19 protein-coding genes and 1 tRNA gene are annotated in these 16,270 nt (G+C 33.5%); 16 read left to right on the top strand and 4 right to left on the bottom strand.

Translation table 11 applies throughout. The annotated features are described in order from the left end of the window. Positions 1–85: 85 nt before the first annotated feature. Together ACP6L2_RS05380 and ACP6L2_RS05375 are read left to right on the top strand one after the other, a co-directional pair. On the top strand, positions 86–769 hold the full coding sequence (locus ACP6L2_RS05380; protein ID WP_440508255.1) for a hypothetical protein: 684 nt from the start codon (positions 86–88) through the stop codon (positions 767–769). Positions 770–787: 18 nt separating this feature from the next. Further along, positions 788–1,498, top strand: a complete 711-nt coding sequence (locus ACP6L2_RS05375; protein WP_440508254.1) for a DUF4625 domain-containing protein — start codon at positions 788–790, stop codon at positions 1,496–1,498. A 442-nt stretch (positions 1,499–1,940) separates the two neighbouring features. Here ACP6L2_RS05375 and ACP6L2_RS05370 read toward each other — a convergent pair whose 3' ends face one another. After that, the gene (locus ACP6L2_RS05370) at positions 1,941–2,432 is read right to left on the bottom strand and encodes a hypothetical protein (RefSeq protein WP_440508253.1); all 492 of its coding nucleotides are present in this window, start codon (positions 2,430–2,432) and stop codon (positions 1,941–1,943) included. Positions 2,433–2,938: 506 nt separating this feature from the next. On the opposite strand from ACP6L2_RS05370, the gene ACP6L2_RS05365 reads away from it, so the two are divergent. From ACP6L2_RS05365 to ACP6L2_RS05345, 5 genes are read left to right on the top strand one after another with little or no spacing between them, the layout of a single operon-like run. Next, positions 2,939–3,223: an RNA polymerase sigma factor gene (locus ACP6L2_RS05365; protein ID WP_440508252.1), complete on the top strand. Its 285-nt coding sequence runs from the start codon at positions 2,939–2,941 to the stop codon at positions 3,221–3,223. Between the two features lie 32 nt (positions 3,224–3,255). Continuing rightward, complete coding sequence (locus tag ACP6L2_RS05360; RefSeq protein WP_440508678.1) at positions 3,256–3,447, top strand: RNA polymerase sigma factor; 192 nt, start codon at positions 3,256–3,258, stop codon at positions 3,445–3,447. A 1-nt stretch (position 3,448) separates the two neighbouring features. Beyond that, positions 3,449–4,108 (top strand): hypothetical protein, encoded by a 660-nt coding sequence (locus tag ACP6L2_RS05355; protein WP_440508251.1) that lies wholly within the window; start codon positions 3,449–3,451, stop codon positions 4,106–4,108. Between the two features lie 40 nt (positions 4,109–4,148). Next, a complete protein-coding gene (locus ACP6L2_RS05350) occupies positions 4,149–4,709 on the top strand; it encodes an ankyrin repeat domain-containing protein (RefSeq protein WP_440508250.1) in 561 nt (186 codons plus the stop codon). Further along, positions 4,709–5,764, top strand: a complete 1,056-nt coding sequence (locus ACP6L2_RS05345; protein ID WP_440508249.1) for an acyltransferase family protein — start codon at positions 4,709–4,711, stop codon at positions 5,762–5,764. Before ACP6L2_RS05350 ends, ACP6L2_RS05345 begins: the two co-directional genes overlap by 1 nt. Positions 5,765–5,978: 214 nt before the next feature. Here the strand turns inward: ACP6L2_RS05345 and ACP6L2_RS05340 are convergent, their stop codons facing one another. Together ACP6L2_RS05340 and ACP6L2_RS05335 are read right to left on the bottom strand one after the other, a co-directional pair. Then, positions 5,979–6,707, bottom strand: coding sequence for a sulfite exporter TauE/SafE family protein (locus tag ACP6L2_RS05340; protein WP_440508248.1), 729 nt, complete (start codon positions 6,705–6,707; stop codon positions 5,979–5,981). Between the two features lie 319 nt (positions 6,708–7,026). Further along, positions 7,027–7,099: transfer RNA gene (locus ACP6L2_RS05335), tRNA-Lys, on the bottom strand. Between the two features lie 264 nt (positions 7,100–7,363). On the opposite strand from ACP6L2_RS05335, the gene ACP6L2_RS05330 reads away from it, so the two are divergent. After that, positions 7,364–8,233, top strand: coding sequence for an SPFH domain-containing protein (locus tag ACP6L2_RS05330; protein WP_440508247.1), 870 nt, complete (start codon positions 7,364–7,366; stop codon positions 8,231–8,233). 28 nt (positions 8,234–8,261) lie between these two features. Then, a complete protein-coding gene (locus ACP6L2_RS05325; RefSeq protein ID WP_440508246.1) occupies positions 8,262–8,456 on the top strand; it encodes an Arc family DNA-binding protein in 195 nt (64 codons plus the stop codon). 11 nt (positions 8,457–8,467) lie between these two features. On the opposite strand, the gene ACP6L2_RS05320 is transcribed toward ACP6L2_RS05325, so the two are convergent. Beyond that, entirely contained in the window at positions 8,468–8,776 is a 309-nt protein-coding gene (locus tag ACP6L2_RS05320; RefSeq protein ID WP_344674250.1) for a hypothetical protein, read from the bottom strand. A 267-nt stretch (positions 8,777–9,043) separates the two neighbouring features. Between ACP6L2_RS05320 and ACP6L2_RS05315 the strand changes: the two genes are divergently transcribed. The 7 genes from ACP6L2_RS05315 to ACP6L2_RS05285 all read left to right on the top strand — a co-directional run bounded on the left by ACP6L2_RS05315 (position 9,044) and on the right by ACP6L2_RS05285 (position 16,093). Then, positions 9,044–10,027, top strand: a complete 984-nt coding sequence (locus ACP6L2_RS05315; protein ID WP_440508245.1) for a PLP-dependent cysteine synthase family protein — start codon at positions 9,044–9,046, stop codon at positions 10,025–10,027. Further along, the gene (locus ACP6L2_RS05310) at positions 10,020–11,066 is read left to right on the top strand and encodes a DUF6695 family protein (RefSeq protein ID WP_440508244.1); all 1,047 of its coding nucleotides are present in this window, start codon (positions 10,020–10,022) and stop codon (positions 11,064–11,066) included. The genes ACP6L2_RS05315 and ACP6L2_RS05310 overlap by 8 nt, the downstream gene beginning before the upstream one ends. 11 nt (positions 11,067–11,077) lie before the next feature. Then, positions 11,078–11,446, top strand: a complete 369-nt coding sequence (panD, locus tag ACP6L2_RS05305) for an aspartate 1-decarboxylase (RefSeq protein ID WP_440508243.1) — start codon at positions 11,078–11,080, stop codon at positions 11,444–11,446. Positions 11,447–11,705: 259 nt separating this feature from the next. Beyond that, the gene (locus ACP6L2_RS05300) at positions 11,706–12,377 is read left to right on the top strand and encodes a hypothetical protein (protein ID WP_440508242.1); all 672 of its coding nucleotides are present in this window, start codon (positions 11,706–11,708) and stop codon (positions 12,375–12,377) included. A gap of 24 nt (positions 12,378–12,401) precedes the next feature. Continuing rightward, the gene (locus tag ACP6L2_RS05295; protein WP_440508241.1) at positions 12,402–14,432 is read left to right on the top strand and encodes a hypothetical protein; all 2,031 of its coding nucleotides are present in this window, start codon (positions 12,402–12,404) and stop codon (positions 14,430–14,432) included. A gap of 45 nt (positions 14,433–14,477) precedes the next feature. Further along, the gene (locus tag ACP6L2_RS05290; RefSeq protein WP_440508240.1) at positions 14,478–15,764 is read left to right on the top strand and encodes a hypothetical protein; all 1,287 of its coding nucleotides are present in this window, start codon (positions 14,478–14,480) and stop codon (positions 15,762–15,764) included. 92 nt (positions 15,765–15,856) lie between these two features. Beyond that, entirely contained in the window at positions 15,857–16,093 is a 237-nt protein-coding gene (locus ACP6L2_RS05285; protein ID WP_440508239.1) for a quinol oxidase subunit 4, read from the top strand. Positions 16,094–16,270: the final 177 nt, after the last annotated feature.

Raw genomic sequence — 16,270 nt, 5'->3', positions numbered from 1 at the left:
ATATAAATTTAATGCTACAATGTTGCGTAAACCACATAAATCACTACATTTGCAACAATATTGCATTAACTATATATTTAAGAAAATGGTAAAACTTAATAAGTGGACAACAGTAATTGTCCTAATGGGAGTTCTAGGCGCTAGTTGTCAAAAAAATGAAAATTTAGAGCCAGATAAACCTGAAACTTTTGATATCACTAATCACTATATCGCAGGTACAATAAGCCCAAAGAGTGATTCTTATAAGAGCATTTATTTGATTAAGCTTTTAGCAGATAATAAAGCTGTTTTTATGGGCACGGGTAATGATTTGACAGGTTCATATAGCTTAACGAAAGATTCTTTAATTGTTGTGGTTGAGAATAAGGATAACTTTCGAACTGCCAGATTTGCTATCAATGAAAAGCATGAATTGACCAGTGCTTATTATCGCGCTTTGACTATGGAATATAAAACAACAGGTGCGTTAATTAAGATTCCAGAACAGAATATGTTATCAGGAAAGACCTACAAAGGAGAGGAGTATAAAATGGGACCAGCATTAAATAAATCTTCTTGGTTTTATAAATTCAGTTCTACTGATTTGAATTATGGATCAGCAGAGCAATTAAGTGGATTGGAAACCAAAAATCAATATGAATTGATCAATAATTCAGCCTTTAAATATAAAAATGGTACTACAACTGAAATAGGTTTTGTGGTTGATAAGCAACTGACGGTATTCCGTTCTTCTGGACTTTTTTATTTTGGAGCATACCAACAACAATAGGGAAATTTATAAAAAAGTATGAATAGAAATTTATTGATCTTTTTTTGCCTTTTTTTGCTAATTACTGTTAACTGCCAAAAAAGCGAATTTGAACCTAAAGATTTGGAATCTTTAGAGATTAGGGATATCGAAATCGGCAGTAAAAACAGTAAAATTGTATATGCAGGTTCTGACTTGCATATAGAAGGTCTGATAGAAGCGAAACATGGCCTAGATCAGGTAAAAGTTGAAATTACACCTCAGGTTTCTGGATATGGCTTTGCCTTTGACCGAACTTATAAAGAAGGATTTAATGGCTTGAAGGAAGCTATGTTTCATCAGCATATCTTAATTCCCAAGGGTATAAAACCCGGACTACACAATTTTTTATTTATCCTGAAGGATTTAAAAGGAAATACGAAAATTGTGAGAGATACCCTTAAAATTGAAAACAATCCGAATTTGCCGGAGTTTAATAATGTGAAATTTAGAATAGATGGCAGTATTGTCAAAGTAGAAGCAACCATCCTTGCAAAGTTGAAAATTGATCGAATTGAATTGGAGATTCAATCGTCCGTATGGAATAAGACTGTAATTTATAACCATAATCAGATAAAGGGCGTTACATCCTATAATTTTTCAGAAGGAATTGACATGACGAATGCACCCTCAGCTCATTACCATGTTAATTGCACCGTTTATGATCAGCAAAATAATAAAATTACTAGGTCATTTCATTTTGACAAGTAGAGGATGTAAATAGGGGATAAGGGTAATGTTTTTGAGGTTAGATTTGAACTTGAGATCGAACTAGTTCCTTATTATTGACTTACCTATTCAACCCAATCTTCCTTGTGTTTGCTTCGTATTTCTAAAGGAATATCTTTGGATTTTGGACGGATCTTGTTGGGATCTCGTTCGGTGTGAACCGAACGAGATCCGAAGGAGTTCCGAACAAGTTCCGAAGGAGATCCGAAGGAGTGTCGAATCAAACCCCTAGGAAACACCTTGGAAAGTAGAAAGAAATAGGGATGATACCACTAGAAAGGGCCATTAAAAGTATAGCTAAAATTGGATGATACTTTTCAATTTATCATCAATCATATTATTCGTCATTTAAGTCAAATTAATAGGATAGAGGATGTTGCAAAAATACACGGTTTTAAGTAGAAATATGTTGCAATTAGAAATGCTACAAATTATAATAAGAATCCAAGGTTTTTTCTAGTTGTAATAATATTAGCTGTAAATCTTTATTAGGTACAAGAATGGGCTTTTCTTCTACTTTTATATTTAGGGTATTTTTGTTTTTGAATTCAGGTAGTAAATAGGTTATTTTACCCTTATCAAAATTATTTATATCCATAAATTTCCAGTCGGATTTTTCGTTTTCTTTTATTGCCAATAAATTGGTCATGCTGACTAACTTTTCCTCCCTTCCTTTCAGAGACATAATGATAAATTGAGGAATAATTTTATATTTTATATCACCTAATTGTTCTATTTTTAATTTGTTGTTATTAATCACAGTATCAATTTTAAGGTTATGATCCTTCTCCAATGATAAAAATGATTCCTTCATTAAGCTTAATGCCTTTTCTTTGCCACCCATTATCCTAATAAGGCGGGGAGATGTTGCATCATATATTTCTTGGTAATCACCTATAATTGAAGCTTTTGTCATTTTTTCTAATTTGCTGTTTAGGGAATAGTCTATTTGAGCATATGTATTCATTATGAATTAAAAAGAATGCAATGTAGATAAGTGACTTGAATTTTTTCATCACCAAAATTAATGATTTAAGCATTTGGCCTTTAAGGATAATTTAATTTTTCATTTTATTCGGAATTGGGGTATTGCTTGTGTTGAAGTTGTTTTATTAAGTGAGAGGTCAACTTTTAGGTGCTGGTGAGGGGATGGTTATGTTTTGGTGAATAAATATTAGAGTAATCATTTTCAAGATAAAAAATGCCAATTGTTAATATAACTATTTGAACATCTTCATTAAGTTTATTGTTTTTATATATTATCATATTGATTATTAGTGTTTTATTGATTTGTGAGTCGTTCAAGTTATTTTTATAATAAAAATATTTTAGCTCAGCTGTGATTTATTTATTGTTCCTACGAATAATTAAGAAAATGGATATTTCAATTGAAATTGAATTAATACTGACCCTTTTAACAAAATGAGCGCTTCAAAAAAGTCTGATCTTTTTCTCGATGTTATTCAAACCCATAAGGGCATCTTATACAAGATTGCTAACTCTTATTGTAAAGAATCTGAGGATAGAAAGGATCTGATTCAGGAAATAATTATTCAACTGTGGAAGTCATTTGATAATTATAATCATAAGTATGAATACTCAACTTGGATATATAAAATATCCTTAAATGTCGCTATTTCATTTTATCGAAAGGAATCTAAAAGATTGAATAATATCAACCTTAATTCGGATGGTATTCTTTTTTAGAAGCGGATGAAGCTAATGCTAAAGAGGAAGAGATAGGTCTATTAATAAAATTCATTCAGGAATTAAAAGAATTAGAAAGAGCCTTGATGTTGTTATACTTAGAAGAAAAGAGTTACAAAGAAATATCTAAGATAATAGGGATTTCGGAAACAAATGTCGCTACAAAAATCAATAGAATTAAAAAAGTATTAAAGAGAAGGTTTTATCAAATAAATATTAATTAAGATGGAAGATAATGAATTATTGTATCTCTGGAAGACTCAAAATGATAAGGTTGAACAAACACTAACAATCAATAAAAAACTGCTTTTTGAAACTATTAATCAAAAGGCTAAATCATCTATGGGGTCCTTGAGAAGATTAAAAACCATAGGAATTGTTTCATTTATTCACTATTTACTAATATTAGGATGGTTGTTAGTTTATGCCTTTAGCCATCTCCCGCTGTTTCCTTTTTATTTTATTATCTCACTAACTGCCATCTTTCTAATTAATCTAAGAGGCTTGTTTGATTACATTAAGCATTTGATTTTGGTAAATAACATCGATTACGATGGTAGCATAACTGAAATACAGCAGAGAATATCCTTTCTTCAATTTTCTATAGTCAATCATACCAAGATAATGGTATTGCAATTACCCTTCTGGACGACCTTATATCTGAATGATACTTGGTTTCCTGGACAAGTAGGCATGCCTTACATCATCTTTCAAATCTTATTAACTGGGAGTTTTACATACCTAGCTTATTGGCTATATAGAAATCAAAATATGGAGAATTTAAAAAAGAAATGGTATAGAACATTGATAGCAGGTTCAGGAGGTAAATCAGTGGAACGTGCATTAGCTTTCTATAAAGAAATTGAATCATTCAAATCAGAATAATTTATAAACCTATTTAAATAAATCAATTAAAAAAAAGAATATGATTACGAAAACTTTTTGTCAAACAGCCTTATTTAGCTTACTCTTATTTAGCCTATTTATTATTAATTCATGTAATGGACAAAATAATTCCAAAAGATCCGAGAAGCCAAAGATTGATATCCACACGGCCATTATTACCGATAATAAAGAGATTTTACAAAAGTATATTGATACTAAAACAAGTTTAGCTGAGAAGGAGCCAATGAATGCATCAACTCCATTAATCACAGCTGCTGTTTTTGGAAGAACAGAGATGGTAAAAATGTTGATCGATGCACCTGTAGATTTGAATACACAAAACAAAGATGGATCTACAGCATTACATACAGCAGCATTTTTTTGTAGACCGGATATTGTAAAATTACTCTTGAAGAAGGGGGCAAATAAATCCATTAAAAACAAATATGGACAGACTGCTTACCAAACTGTATCTGGGCCATATATGGAGGTGAAAGAAATTTACAAAGGTTTAGCAGCCATACTTGCACCTGCTGGTCTCAAATTAGATTTTAACTATATCGAGAAAACTAGACCTCAAATTGCGTCTTTGCTTAAATAATGATGAATAAGAAGCCTGAAGTGTCAAATAATAGACGCTATGATATTGATGCATTGCGAGTAATCGCAATTGGTCTTCTCATAATTTATCATACCTCCATCGGTTTTCAAGGTTGGGGGATCATGATCGGATTTATAAGTAATGATCCTTCTTTACCGAATTTATGGGCAATCATGGCGATTTTCAATATCTGGAGAATACCTTTGTTGTTTTTTATTTCCGGTATGGGCGTTTATTTTGCTCTTCAAAACAGAACTTGGAATCAGCTTTTTTTAGAAAGAGGTAGAAGAATTCTTATTCCGTTTATCTTAGGAATTTTTATCCTGGTACCAGTTCATAACTATATTTTTCAATCCTTTTATGGAACTGAAATTAGTTATTTGCCAAATCCAGGGCACTTGTGGTTCTTAGGGAATATCCTTTTATACATCTTAATCCTCTTTCCATTGTTTGCTTATTTTAAAAAGCCTGCAGGAAGTCGATTTGTCCTTGTATTTAAAAAACTACTTGGTTCGCCATTTGGACTGCTTATGGTAATTCTGTTTTTTATGATTGAGGTTGCTTGGGCAAAACCAGCGATTTTTGAATTGTATGCTATGACTTGGCATGGTTTCTTTTTGGGGTTATTATCTTTCTTTTTCGGGTTTTGTTTTGTTATGGTCGGCTCCAAATTTTGGGAAATGCTGAAAAGCTGGAGGTACATCTTATTAATTCTAGCGATTATGTTATTAATACACAGATTTTACATGCCACAAATGAAGGTTAACAACCTGCTATTAGTGTTAGAATCGAATATTTGGATATTTACAATTTTTGCTTTTGGTTATAAATATCTTAATAAGAATTGCAAACTGTTGAAGGTTTTGAGTCCTACAGTTTATCCTATTTATATGATTCATATGATCGTGCTGTATTCCATATCTTCTTTGGTTTTTCCTATAGAAATAAATGTTTGGTTAAAATTCATAATCGTTATAGTTGGAACTTTTATGGGCTGCTTTATTTGTTATTATTTATGGATAGCTCTCTTGAGATTTATAAAAATGTTGACATAAATTTGTTGGAATAATCAGCTAATCCATACACACACTGTTTAGGATTAGTATGTCTATTCCTAGGTATAAAGGGTTAAACCAAAAATTATATTTCTACTTTTTAATTTTCAAGAATATTAATCAACTCTTTATCGATTAATGAAGACGATTCAGTAATTACGAAGATTAAGGTTGTTTTTTTGGAAAAGATAGGGCGCAATGAAGGATTATCTAATTACACTAAAGTGCTGACAATCAAAACAACGCTTATTACCATTAATCCCCAATAAACATATTTGAAAAATGTACCATCTTTTAATTTATGATTTAGATGCCTGCCTAAAAAAATGGCCGGAATGGTAGTAATTAGAGAATAGAGAAAGTAGGTGTTAACTTCTCTCGTAATCAATCCCTTTGAAAAGTATCCCACGACGCTTAATAAGCTTACAGGTAAAAAGTATGCTTGTAAGGTCGCCCTAAAGTGTTTTGCACTCCATTGCCTTAAATTTCCATAAACAACCAATGGCGGGCCATTCACACCATATGCGCCTCCAAATACTCCTGATAAAAAACCACAAACGAATAGCCAGAGCTTATTGTCTTCTTGCAAGGTCTTATTTCTTTTAAAATAGAGCGAATATATTGAATACGAGATAATGAGTAATCCAAGACCAGTTTTAACGAATGTTTCATTTACATAGGTCAATATTAGAATTCCTAAAGGCAGACCAAGGATAGCATAAATAATCAACCATTTGGCACTGTGAAAATGGATTTTTTTATGGTCTTGTATCACAACCACAAGGGCAATCACGATGGACAACATAACTGCCAAAGGAACTGCTACATCTACTGGCAAGAATAAAAGGAAAAACGGAACTGCTATTAAAGCCTCACCAAACCCTAAAGTTGATCGGACTAATGAAGCTAAAAAGCTAATAATAAGAATGAAAATTATTGTCAAAACAGGATCTAGTTAGATGTTTTGTGAATACTCTAATTTACGAAAAATAAGTCGGAATAGCCGGAAAATACGAGGATTATTTGAGATTAATTCATACAAATTCAATTGTTCTTTCATAACAATTTTGAAGCCTATGACAAGGTGATTTGTATAGGTTTTATGAGTCTATATTGCCAGTAAAATAATTCCGCAGGAAGTTGCCTCAGCCACTCTTGTCCCGCACGCATACCTTGAGGCCCCTAACGGGTCGAACCGGCTTCGCAACGTTCGAACCCATCGGATACAAAAAAAGCCTCACATTTCTGTGAGGCTTTTTTTGTGATCCCGCTGGGATTCGAACCCAGGACCCATACATTAAAAGTGTATTGCTCTACCAGCTGAGCTACGGAATCTGATTTCTTATGTTAAGAACCACTTCGTTGTTTGAAGTGATGCAAAGGTAGGGTTTTCAATTAATATTGCAAATAAAAAGTTTAAATAATTCCAACTATTCCTAAAACCCCCTCATACTGAAAGAATTAATTTTATCACCTTCTAACCGCTACTCAAATAGCAGAAACACAGTTTTTAGTAATTTCTCAATATTTTGTTATAAATAATATTCAAAATAATTGATATATTTATGATATCATTTTAATATCAATAATATCTTTATAATGAAAAAGATTATTAAACCAACTTCAGGATATTTAGCCTTAGTATTCCTGTTTATCTCCTTGTTTGCCATTGGGTTTTCGTTTTACCAGATTGCAGCAAATGAATCCTACGGATATGGAATCCTTATCTTAATTTCTTTTATTGTTTTTATTGTCATTGTTAAAGGATTGATCATCGTAAATCCAAACCATTCACGTGTTTTAAACCTATTCGGTAATTATGTGGGTACAATAAAAGCGAATGGCTTATTTTTTATCAATCCGTTTTTCACGGCTCAAAAGATTAGCTTACGTTCAGAGAACCTACAAGGACAAACTTTAAAAGTCAATGATAAGATGGGGAATCCAATTGAAATTGGAGCTGTGATCGTATGGAAAGTAGGGGATACCTTTAAGGCAGCGTATGATGTGCAGAGCTATACCGATTACGTAAGGGTACAAAGTGAGGCTGCCGTACGTCATTTGGCCGTTAGTTTTGCTTATGATAATCTAGAAGATGAAAATGCACAGCTTACTCTACGTGATGGTGGTGAGGAAGTAAATAGGATATTAGAGAATGAATTGTCAGAGCGTCTTGCAAAAGCAGGAATCGTAGTAGAAGAAGCTAGAATTAGTCATTTGGCTTATGCACCTGAAATTGCGGGAGCCATGCTACAGCGTCAGCAAGCATCTGCTATAGTAGCTGCACGTGCAAAGATCGTCGAAGGGGCTGTAGGAATGGTTGATATGGCGCTGAAGAAACTTTCTCAGGAAGGTATAGTAGAACTTGATGATGAAAAGAAAGCAGCCATGGTGAGCAACCTTATGGTTGTATTATGTGGTGAGAAAGCTGCACAACCAATAGTCAATACAGGAACACTTTACAATTAATCATAAATAATAGAAAATACGAAACACAATGAAGAAAAGTTTTGTGATCAGGATCGATGAAGATGTGTACAAGCTATTGGAAAAATGGGCACAAGATGAATTTAGAAGTGTAAATGGTCAGATAGATTATATTATTCATAACAGCTTACAAAAGGCTGGGCGAATGAAAAAATCTAAACAAAGTCCTCCTAAAAATGAAAAAGGCTCAGCTGATGAAAGCTGAGCCTTTTTCTCTTAATCTCTTCGTATATATTCCCGATCTTCATCAGTAAGATCGTCGTCTTGTCTTATAAATTCGGAATCCTCATCAGATAATGTTGGACCATTTGGATTAGTGACGCCGTATTCTTTAGGATGCTTGTTTTTCCTTCTGAAGACAATTGCACCAACCAATACCCCAATTAGAAAGAAGGCCCCTAAGATGAAAAGTTTGGAAGTTTTGATGTCTGTAAATAACCAAAAGCTTGCTTCTTCTTTATTGTTAAATAAAATAATCAAGATTAAAGCAATCACAATTGCACTGATTATAGTTTTTGGTTTCATAGTAATATGTTTTAATACCACAAAACTATAAAAATAATTGAGTTGCGGAAATGGCGATTTTTGATAACCATACTTTATGGAATATTTTTATTATCTTAATAGTATAAAATCCTATTCTAAAGGTAAAATGTATTATTTGAGTTACAAACACCTGAATTAGTACGGTTTTTGGGAATATTCTACTTGTTATGATAGTTATAATAAAATAAAAGCTATTTGCTTTCGTTTATTGAGAAACAAAACCTTAAATATTTCAGGAGAAAAACATTGATAAAAGACAACATTGGAAACACCGCATTAGTGGAGCATGAGGCTTTAAGTAGGCAATATGGCACAGGGATATGGATAAAAGAGGAATTTCGGAATCCTGGTGGTTCCTCTAAAGATAGGGTTGCCTGGTATATGGTTCAAGATGCTATCCAGCATAATAAAATCCCTGATGGTGGTGTTTTTGTCGAAGCTAGTAGTGGCAATACAGGAATTAGTTTGGCTCTTATTGCACGTGAATTGGGATTTCAATGCAAAATATTTGTATCTAAGTCCACATCTTTAGAAAAGATCCTTATGCTACAACGCTTGGGTGCACAGGTGGAAGTTTGTTTGAATTCTAATGGGCCACTGGATGAAAATTCTACACAATTTAAAGCAAAAACATTTGCTGACCAACATCCAGAAGCATATTTCACCAATCAATACTATAATGAGGCTAATATCGAGGCGCATTATCAAACAACAGGTCGAGAGATTTGGCAGCAGATGGAAGGTCAAGTTACACATGTACTAATTGGTATGGGGACAGGAGGGACGATATCAGGTATTGGTAAATATTTAAAGGAGAAGAATCCAAATATTCAGGTATGGGGAGTAGAACCAATAAATTCCATTTATCAACTAATAGTACAGGATTTGCCCATTCCAGAAGATCAACCAAAATTTGATCCCATAGAAGGAATAGGGAGAACATTTATACCTGGATCATTTGATCCATCGGTGGTTGATCAGGTATTTCAGGTATCAGCAGATAAGGCTAAAAAGATCGCACATCTATTTAGTCACCAGAATAAACAGTTAACTGGGTATTCCAGTGCAGCGGTCTTAGCAGCTTTAGATGAACATGTTGATGTAATGAATTTAAAAAGTTCGGATCGAATGGTTTTAATATTTCCAGATCATGGCGATCGATATTTAGAAAAATTGTATTCCAATAAAGCAGGTAATAAAAACGGAGATTTAGGTTTTAAACATGTATAGTTATCAAGATATTGCTTTACCATTAGCTTGGCCCGATCAAACTGCTCGGGGAGATGAGATATGGATGGCTATCTTGAAAAAGATAGGAATTGTAAAAAATCTAAACTTTAAAGTCGGTCATGCAGCTATTGTCTTGATCGAGAGAAGGACTGGTGAACTCCGATATTTTGACTTTGGACGTTATTTAACTCCAAGAGGTTTTGGAAGAGCACGTTCTGCCATGTTTGATCCTCGACTAGAACTCCATACGATAGCTAGATGCGACAGTGAAGGGAAATTAACCAATCTGGAAGAAATCCTTCAAGAGCTCAAATCTAAAGAATCTGCGACTCATGGAGGAGGCATGTTACTTTGTTCGCTAGCCTATGGTGTTTCTTTCCAAAAAGCAGTAGCATTTGCTGAAATATTGGTGGACAAAGGACCTGTCCTTTACGGGGCATTGGCACCTAGTAATAACTCCTGTTCTCGATATGTGGCACAAATATTATGTGAAGGAATGCCTAAGGATGATAAAAGAATTAATAAGATTCTTTATCCTGAAAGCTTAAAGGCAAGTCCTACCAGTAATGTAGTCAATGCCTCCAGCGATAAGTCCATTGTTCGTTATCAAGATAATGGAATAAACCATTGGGATTTAAATCGATGGGAATCATTAAAGTACCAAATTCAAATATTAAAGCCTAACTTTAGCAAATCAGCATCTAAGGATTTACCTGATGATGATCGGCTAGGTCATATTCATGAACCTTTAAGACCTGCTCATATTCCAAAGGAAGCACAGTGGTTAGGTGGGCTAGGTGAGGGGGCTTGGTATTATTTAGGAAAAACAGGAATGACTTTTGAAGTTTATAAGTTTGATTATTTAGGAAACTTAGAATATCAGGTTCAAGCCCTTCCAGATCAAATGTTCGCCTATGATTTACCTTATGAGTTCACATTTGATATTCATAATAACAAACATGTATTGAAACAAAGTAATCAACAAATAATTTTTAAATCTATAAATCTGGCGGACGACGCCATTAAAAAATCTATCTAAGTATAAATTCTATGGAATTAACATTATTAAAAGCAAAAATACACACCGTAAAAGTAACTGAAGCAAATGTAGCCTATAATGGCTCGATCACGATTGATGCCGATCTATTAGATGCAGCAGGAATTGTTAAGTATGAACAAGTTTATATCAATAATGCTGTGAATGGAAGTCGTATCATGACATACGTGTTGCCTGGCGAACGTGGAAGTGGTGAAGTGTGTATGAATGGAGGTGCAGCATTACATGCTAAAGAAGGGGATACCGTACATATATTATCATTCATTAATTTAAGTCCGGACGAAGCAGAGACTTATCAACCTACTTTGGTTTTTACGGAAGGTAATAATCAAATTAAATCAGTTGAAAAGTATTCCTATTAAGATTTTTTGAAATAAAATAAAAAGACGGTTTCCTATTGAAACCGTCTTTTTTTATACACTTATTTTTATAGCGTTATAGCTACAAATTACCTTTGAATTACCTTATTTATATAAATAATCGATATAAGCCATGTAGCTAAGTCAAGGAATTTTGTAGCTTTAAAACATTTATTAGCAATATTGAAGTAGCATTATTTCCCATAAAAGAGATTTCATTTCTACAATGGTATTTATATGTTTACTTTTGCAAAACATACATATGAAAAAGACACTAACATTTATTCTTTGTATCCTTATCACCTTATCATTTACCTCTTGTTTTGATATAGTTGAAGAAATAAATTTAAAATCCAATGGCTCTGGATCTATTCAAGGAACTTTAAACTTGAGTAAAAGCAAAACGAAGGCAGCATCATTAATGAAGTTGGATAAGATTGACGGTATTAAGATTCCTAATCAGACTGAAATAAAAAAAGAAATGGCTGTTATTGTTCAATTATTAAAAAACACCAAAGGAATCAGTAATGTACAAAGCCGGTTAGACTTTAATAATTATATTGCTAGTATCTCCTGTGACTTTTCCAACGTTGAGGCATTAAATGCATACACACAAACTCTTTCCAGCCACTTTAAAGCCAAAATTAACAGTTATTCGAGCTATGCCTTTAACAAAAGCACAAAGGTGCTGCAAAGGAGCTATAAACATAGTCCTGAAGCCAAGAAGGAATTCGAGAAACTAAGACCTGAAAATAGAAATTCATTTAATCAAGCATTCTATACCTGTATTTACCGTTTTGATACTGCTGTAGAAAGCCAAAAGAATTCAGCTGCAAAGGTTTCACCAAATAAACAAGCCGTTATGCTTAAAGTAAGTGTTCCTGACCTCGTGAACGGAAAAGCAAACTTGAGCAATACAATTGATCTTAAATAAACATTAACCCTATAAATAAAAAGTATGAAGATCGTAAAACTTGCGATATGTTTAATTATCCTTGGGATAGGAGGAAAGCTCCAAGCTCAGGATCTCCTACAACGTGTTCCAGCTGATGCTAAGGTTGTTATGGCCATTAATGGCAAGGCATTCTTTAAGCATGTCGATGTAAGTGAGATGAATAATCTTTTTAAGAATTTCGGATTTTTCAAAAACGTAATCGGTAAAAAAAGTAAAGTCACTTCTGAAAACCTAGAAGATTTTGGAATTGATATTAAATCAAAAGCTTATGTGTATATGCAGTTGACCGATAGTGTACAATACGTTGGTTCTTTGATTCCATTATCTAATCCTTCTCAATTTGAAGCATTGATTCCAGACAGCAAAAAGATTGAAAATGTAAATGGTTTAAAAACCATCTACAACAATAATAAAACAATGCGTGTATCCTGGGATAATCAAAATCTATATATCTTGAATGGGATAGCTATGGATATTCATTTCTCTAGAAAAGTTAACCAAGATCGTTATGGTTTGCTAGAGGAAAGTACCTATGATGATGTTGTAGCAACTGATGATTATAGTGTAGTAGAAGCAGTACCGGATACTGTAGTTACAGAAGAATGGTCTGAGACAGAGTTGGAGGCTATGGAAGAAGCTGCAGAAGCTGCAGAAGAAGCAGCTGAACAAGCAGAAGAAGCTACAGAAGTGGTAGAAGGTACAAATGAGGAGAATGTTGTTGTTCCTCCACCAGCAGCTCCACCTGCAGTTATTGTATCTCCAGATGACTTTGATGCAGTTGATTCTGTATTGGATAGAGAAGAATATCAAGATGATTATTATCTTCAATATCGTAAAATTCAAAATCATAATGATAGTATTAAGAATACTTTAGTAGCAAAATGGGTTAATGAGCACTTTACTCAACTACTAAGCAATCAAGGGAATTCTTATCAGTCCAAAACTTTACAGAACTTAAAAGACAATGAACTGGTTCGTGTAGAAGTAAAGGAAATCAATGATTTCTATAAATATTATTATCCGATGGATATTATGTACAGTGCTTTTGGGACTGCTTTTAAATTTGATACCGGAATCAAATCATTAGCCTCATCTATTGTTGTTGATGGTAATACGATGAAGATGGTTGGTGATATGGAAGTAGACAAAGACTTAACTAAATACTATAAAGAAATTTACAAACATAAGCTGAATCCTAAATTTTATAATTTCTTGGATGAAAAAGCATTGGGGTTTGCATCTATCAATATCAATTCTGAAGCCTATATCAAGCATCTTCCTACTTTAGTTAAAAAATACTATGGCTCAATGGGAGATAACAAGGTTGCTAAAGGAATCGAATTGATGTCAACGATCTTTGATGTAGCCTTAGATGAAAAAGCCTTAGCTAAAGTAATGAAAGGTGATCATTTATTGGTATTTAACGGAGTAACTAAAACCGAAGTTACTTACACAGATTATGAATACGATGATGATTACAATGCTAAAGAAGTACAACGTACTAAAACTGAAAATGTACCCCAATTCATGTGGATGTTCTCTTCTGATGATACAAGAATTTATCAGCAGATCCTAAATTTAGCTAAATCTGAAGGTGCAGGTACTGATCGTGATGGTATTTTCGAATTGAAATTTGATAAGTCAACAGGCATTGTTCCTCATATATTAATTGACAAAGGAATTGTTTTCATTTCCAATGATTTAGAGAAATTACAAGCAATTAAGAACAATCAATTCCGTGGTAAAGGTCATTCAGAGTTTGTGAACATGGCGAAAAAGAATAATATCGCTGTTGTATTCAATACCAAACAAGTACCTGTGTTAATTGATGAATTGGATTTGCCAGTTCACCGTAGCATGGAAGAAACAGTGAATGAGTTAAGCCAATATGGAAACTTCTATTACTTAAATGGAAAAATGAAAGGTAATCACCTTCCTTTTGAATTAGGATTAGATTTCCCGAAAACAAAAAGCAATGCGGTATCTTTTTTGATTGATGCTTTGAATAAAATTTCATTGCGATTAAATGACTAGCCTATGCGCATTATTAAAATAACAATATTTAGTTTACTAGGACTTATGGCAGTACTTGCCATAAGTCTTTTTGCTTATAAGGCTTTTAGGGCCTCACAAGCAAAAAATATCCGAATCCCTGTAAATACTCAGTCTGTCTTAAAGATGGACGTAGATGAGCTTATTTGGGCCATGGGAAAGAATTCTTTGAGTAACTGGAATGAATATTATGGAGCTAGAGAAAGAGATGCCACTGGAACCAAAAAGACCAAAGTTTGGAACATAGGTGTGGAATTGCCCGCTAACTTATATTTATTCTCTTTAGATCAAAATGCTAATCAATATTATGCGGTACTAAAGGTCACCAATGGTGAAAAACTACATCAGTTTCTAACTGATAAGTTGGAATTAACAGTGGATAGTGCTTATCGCAGTTCAGATAAAACACAAAAATTATATAGTAAAAAGCATATTCATATTCTTGTAGACCAACAAAAGCTATTGTTTTCACTTAGCAAAGATAGAATAGCAGATACTGCTATGATGAGTAATCTATTAACATCTGATCAACAGGATTGGCAACTAGCAACTGCGTTTATGGATAAGTTTCCTGCTGATCATCGTTCTGATATTACTTGGTTTAACAAGGACAACAATTGGTTTTCTGTGCAGTTTAACAATGGAACAGCAGATATACAAGGAGAGATTAGTTCCACCTTGTTTCGTTTTCCAAAACAAGCCAATAGTATTTTTCAGGATGATGGAGCCAATGACATAATCCGGGCAGAAATTAATAGTGATTTAGCTTTGTTGTTGAAGAGCCAACAAGCACTTGTGGATTCCCTAAAGCTACCCTTTGATAGCTTAGAAAGATATGTTGGAAATTACCTTAGTATTCGGATGAGCAATAAGGAGCTTAGTCAAACCGATACGATTATCAGCTATGATTATGATGATAATTTTGAAATGGTTGAAAAGAAAGAGCTTCAACAAACTCAAGTGCCAGATCTAACCATTAATTTAATGGCTTCTCCACACTTGTTAAGTTACCTGCCTGAAAAACTATTTTATAAATTCAATAAAGCAGCACAATCTAATCTGTTGCGTATGAGTACTGGATCATTAGCACTTGATCAAGCTATTCCTTGGAAACAACATGCAAATGTTCTAAATCTGCAGTACAAACAACACGCAGTAGGAGCGAAGTATCTTGGATGGCTCCCGGCATATGATAAAATAAGTTCGTTTAATTTATTTGCTGTAGCCGAGACAGATCAAAAAGCTAAAATAGAAGGTCAAATGACCTTCAATAACAAAGGTCTAAACGCATTTTATCAATTAATAGACAACTAAAGTTTAAACATTTAAACCTCTTCAGAATTATATTGTCCAATATTTGGCTTGGTATTTGGTTTATCATGCAATATTAACAAGAATTGAAGACTATGAAACGATTTTTAGGATTACTTTTAATAGCGATAATGGCATTTTCGGTGAGTTCATGTTATGTACATGACCACAGACACGGACATTTGCCTCCAGGACAAGCAAAAAAGAGATATGGTGGTAAATCCGCCAAACGTTATGCCCCAGGTCAACAAAAGAAACACCATAAGGCAAACAACGGAAAAGGAAATAAAAACCACCGTCAAGACGTATTTTGGGATCAACTTAGACGGTAAAAGAAGTATTTAGTATTAAGTATTTAGTATTTAGACCTATGGTTGATACTAACGAGATATTAAGATATAATGGAAGAGCGATAGAGATATCGCTCTTTTTTGTGGAGAGAGACCGTTGCACTATTAGATGTGAGTTATGAAATAGAAAGAGTATTAAATGTGGGTATTAGGTTGGTT

Source organism: Sphingobacterium lactis (assembly GCF_051951495.1).
Lineage (GTDB): Bacteria > Bacteroidota > Bacteroidia > Sphingobacteriales > Sphingobacteriaceae > Sphingobacterium > Sphingobacterium lactis_A.
This window is presented reverse-complemented; position numbering and strand designations above follow the sequence as displayed.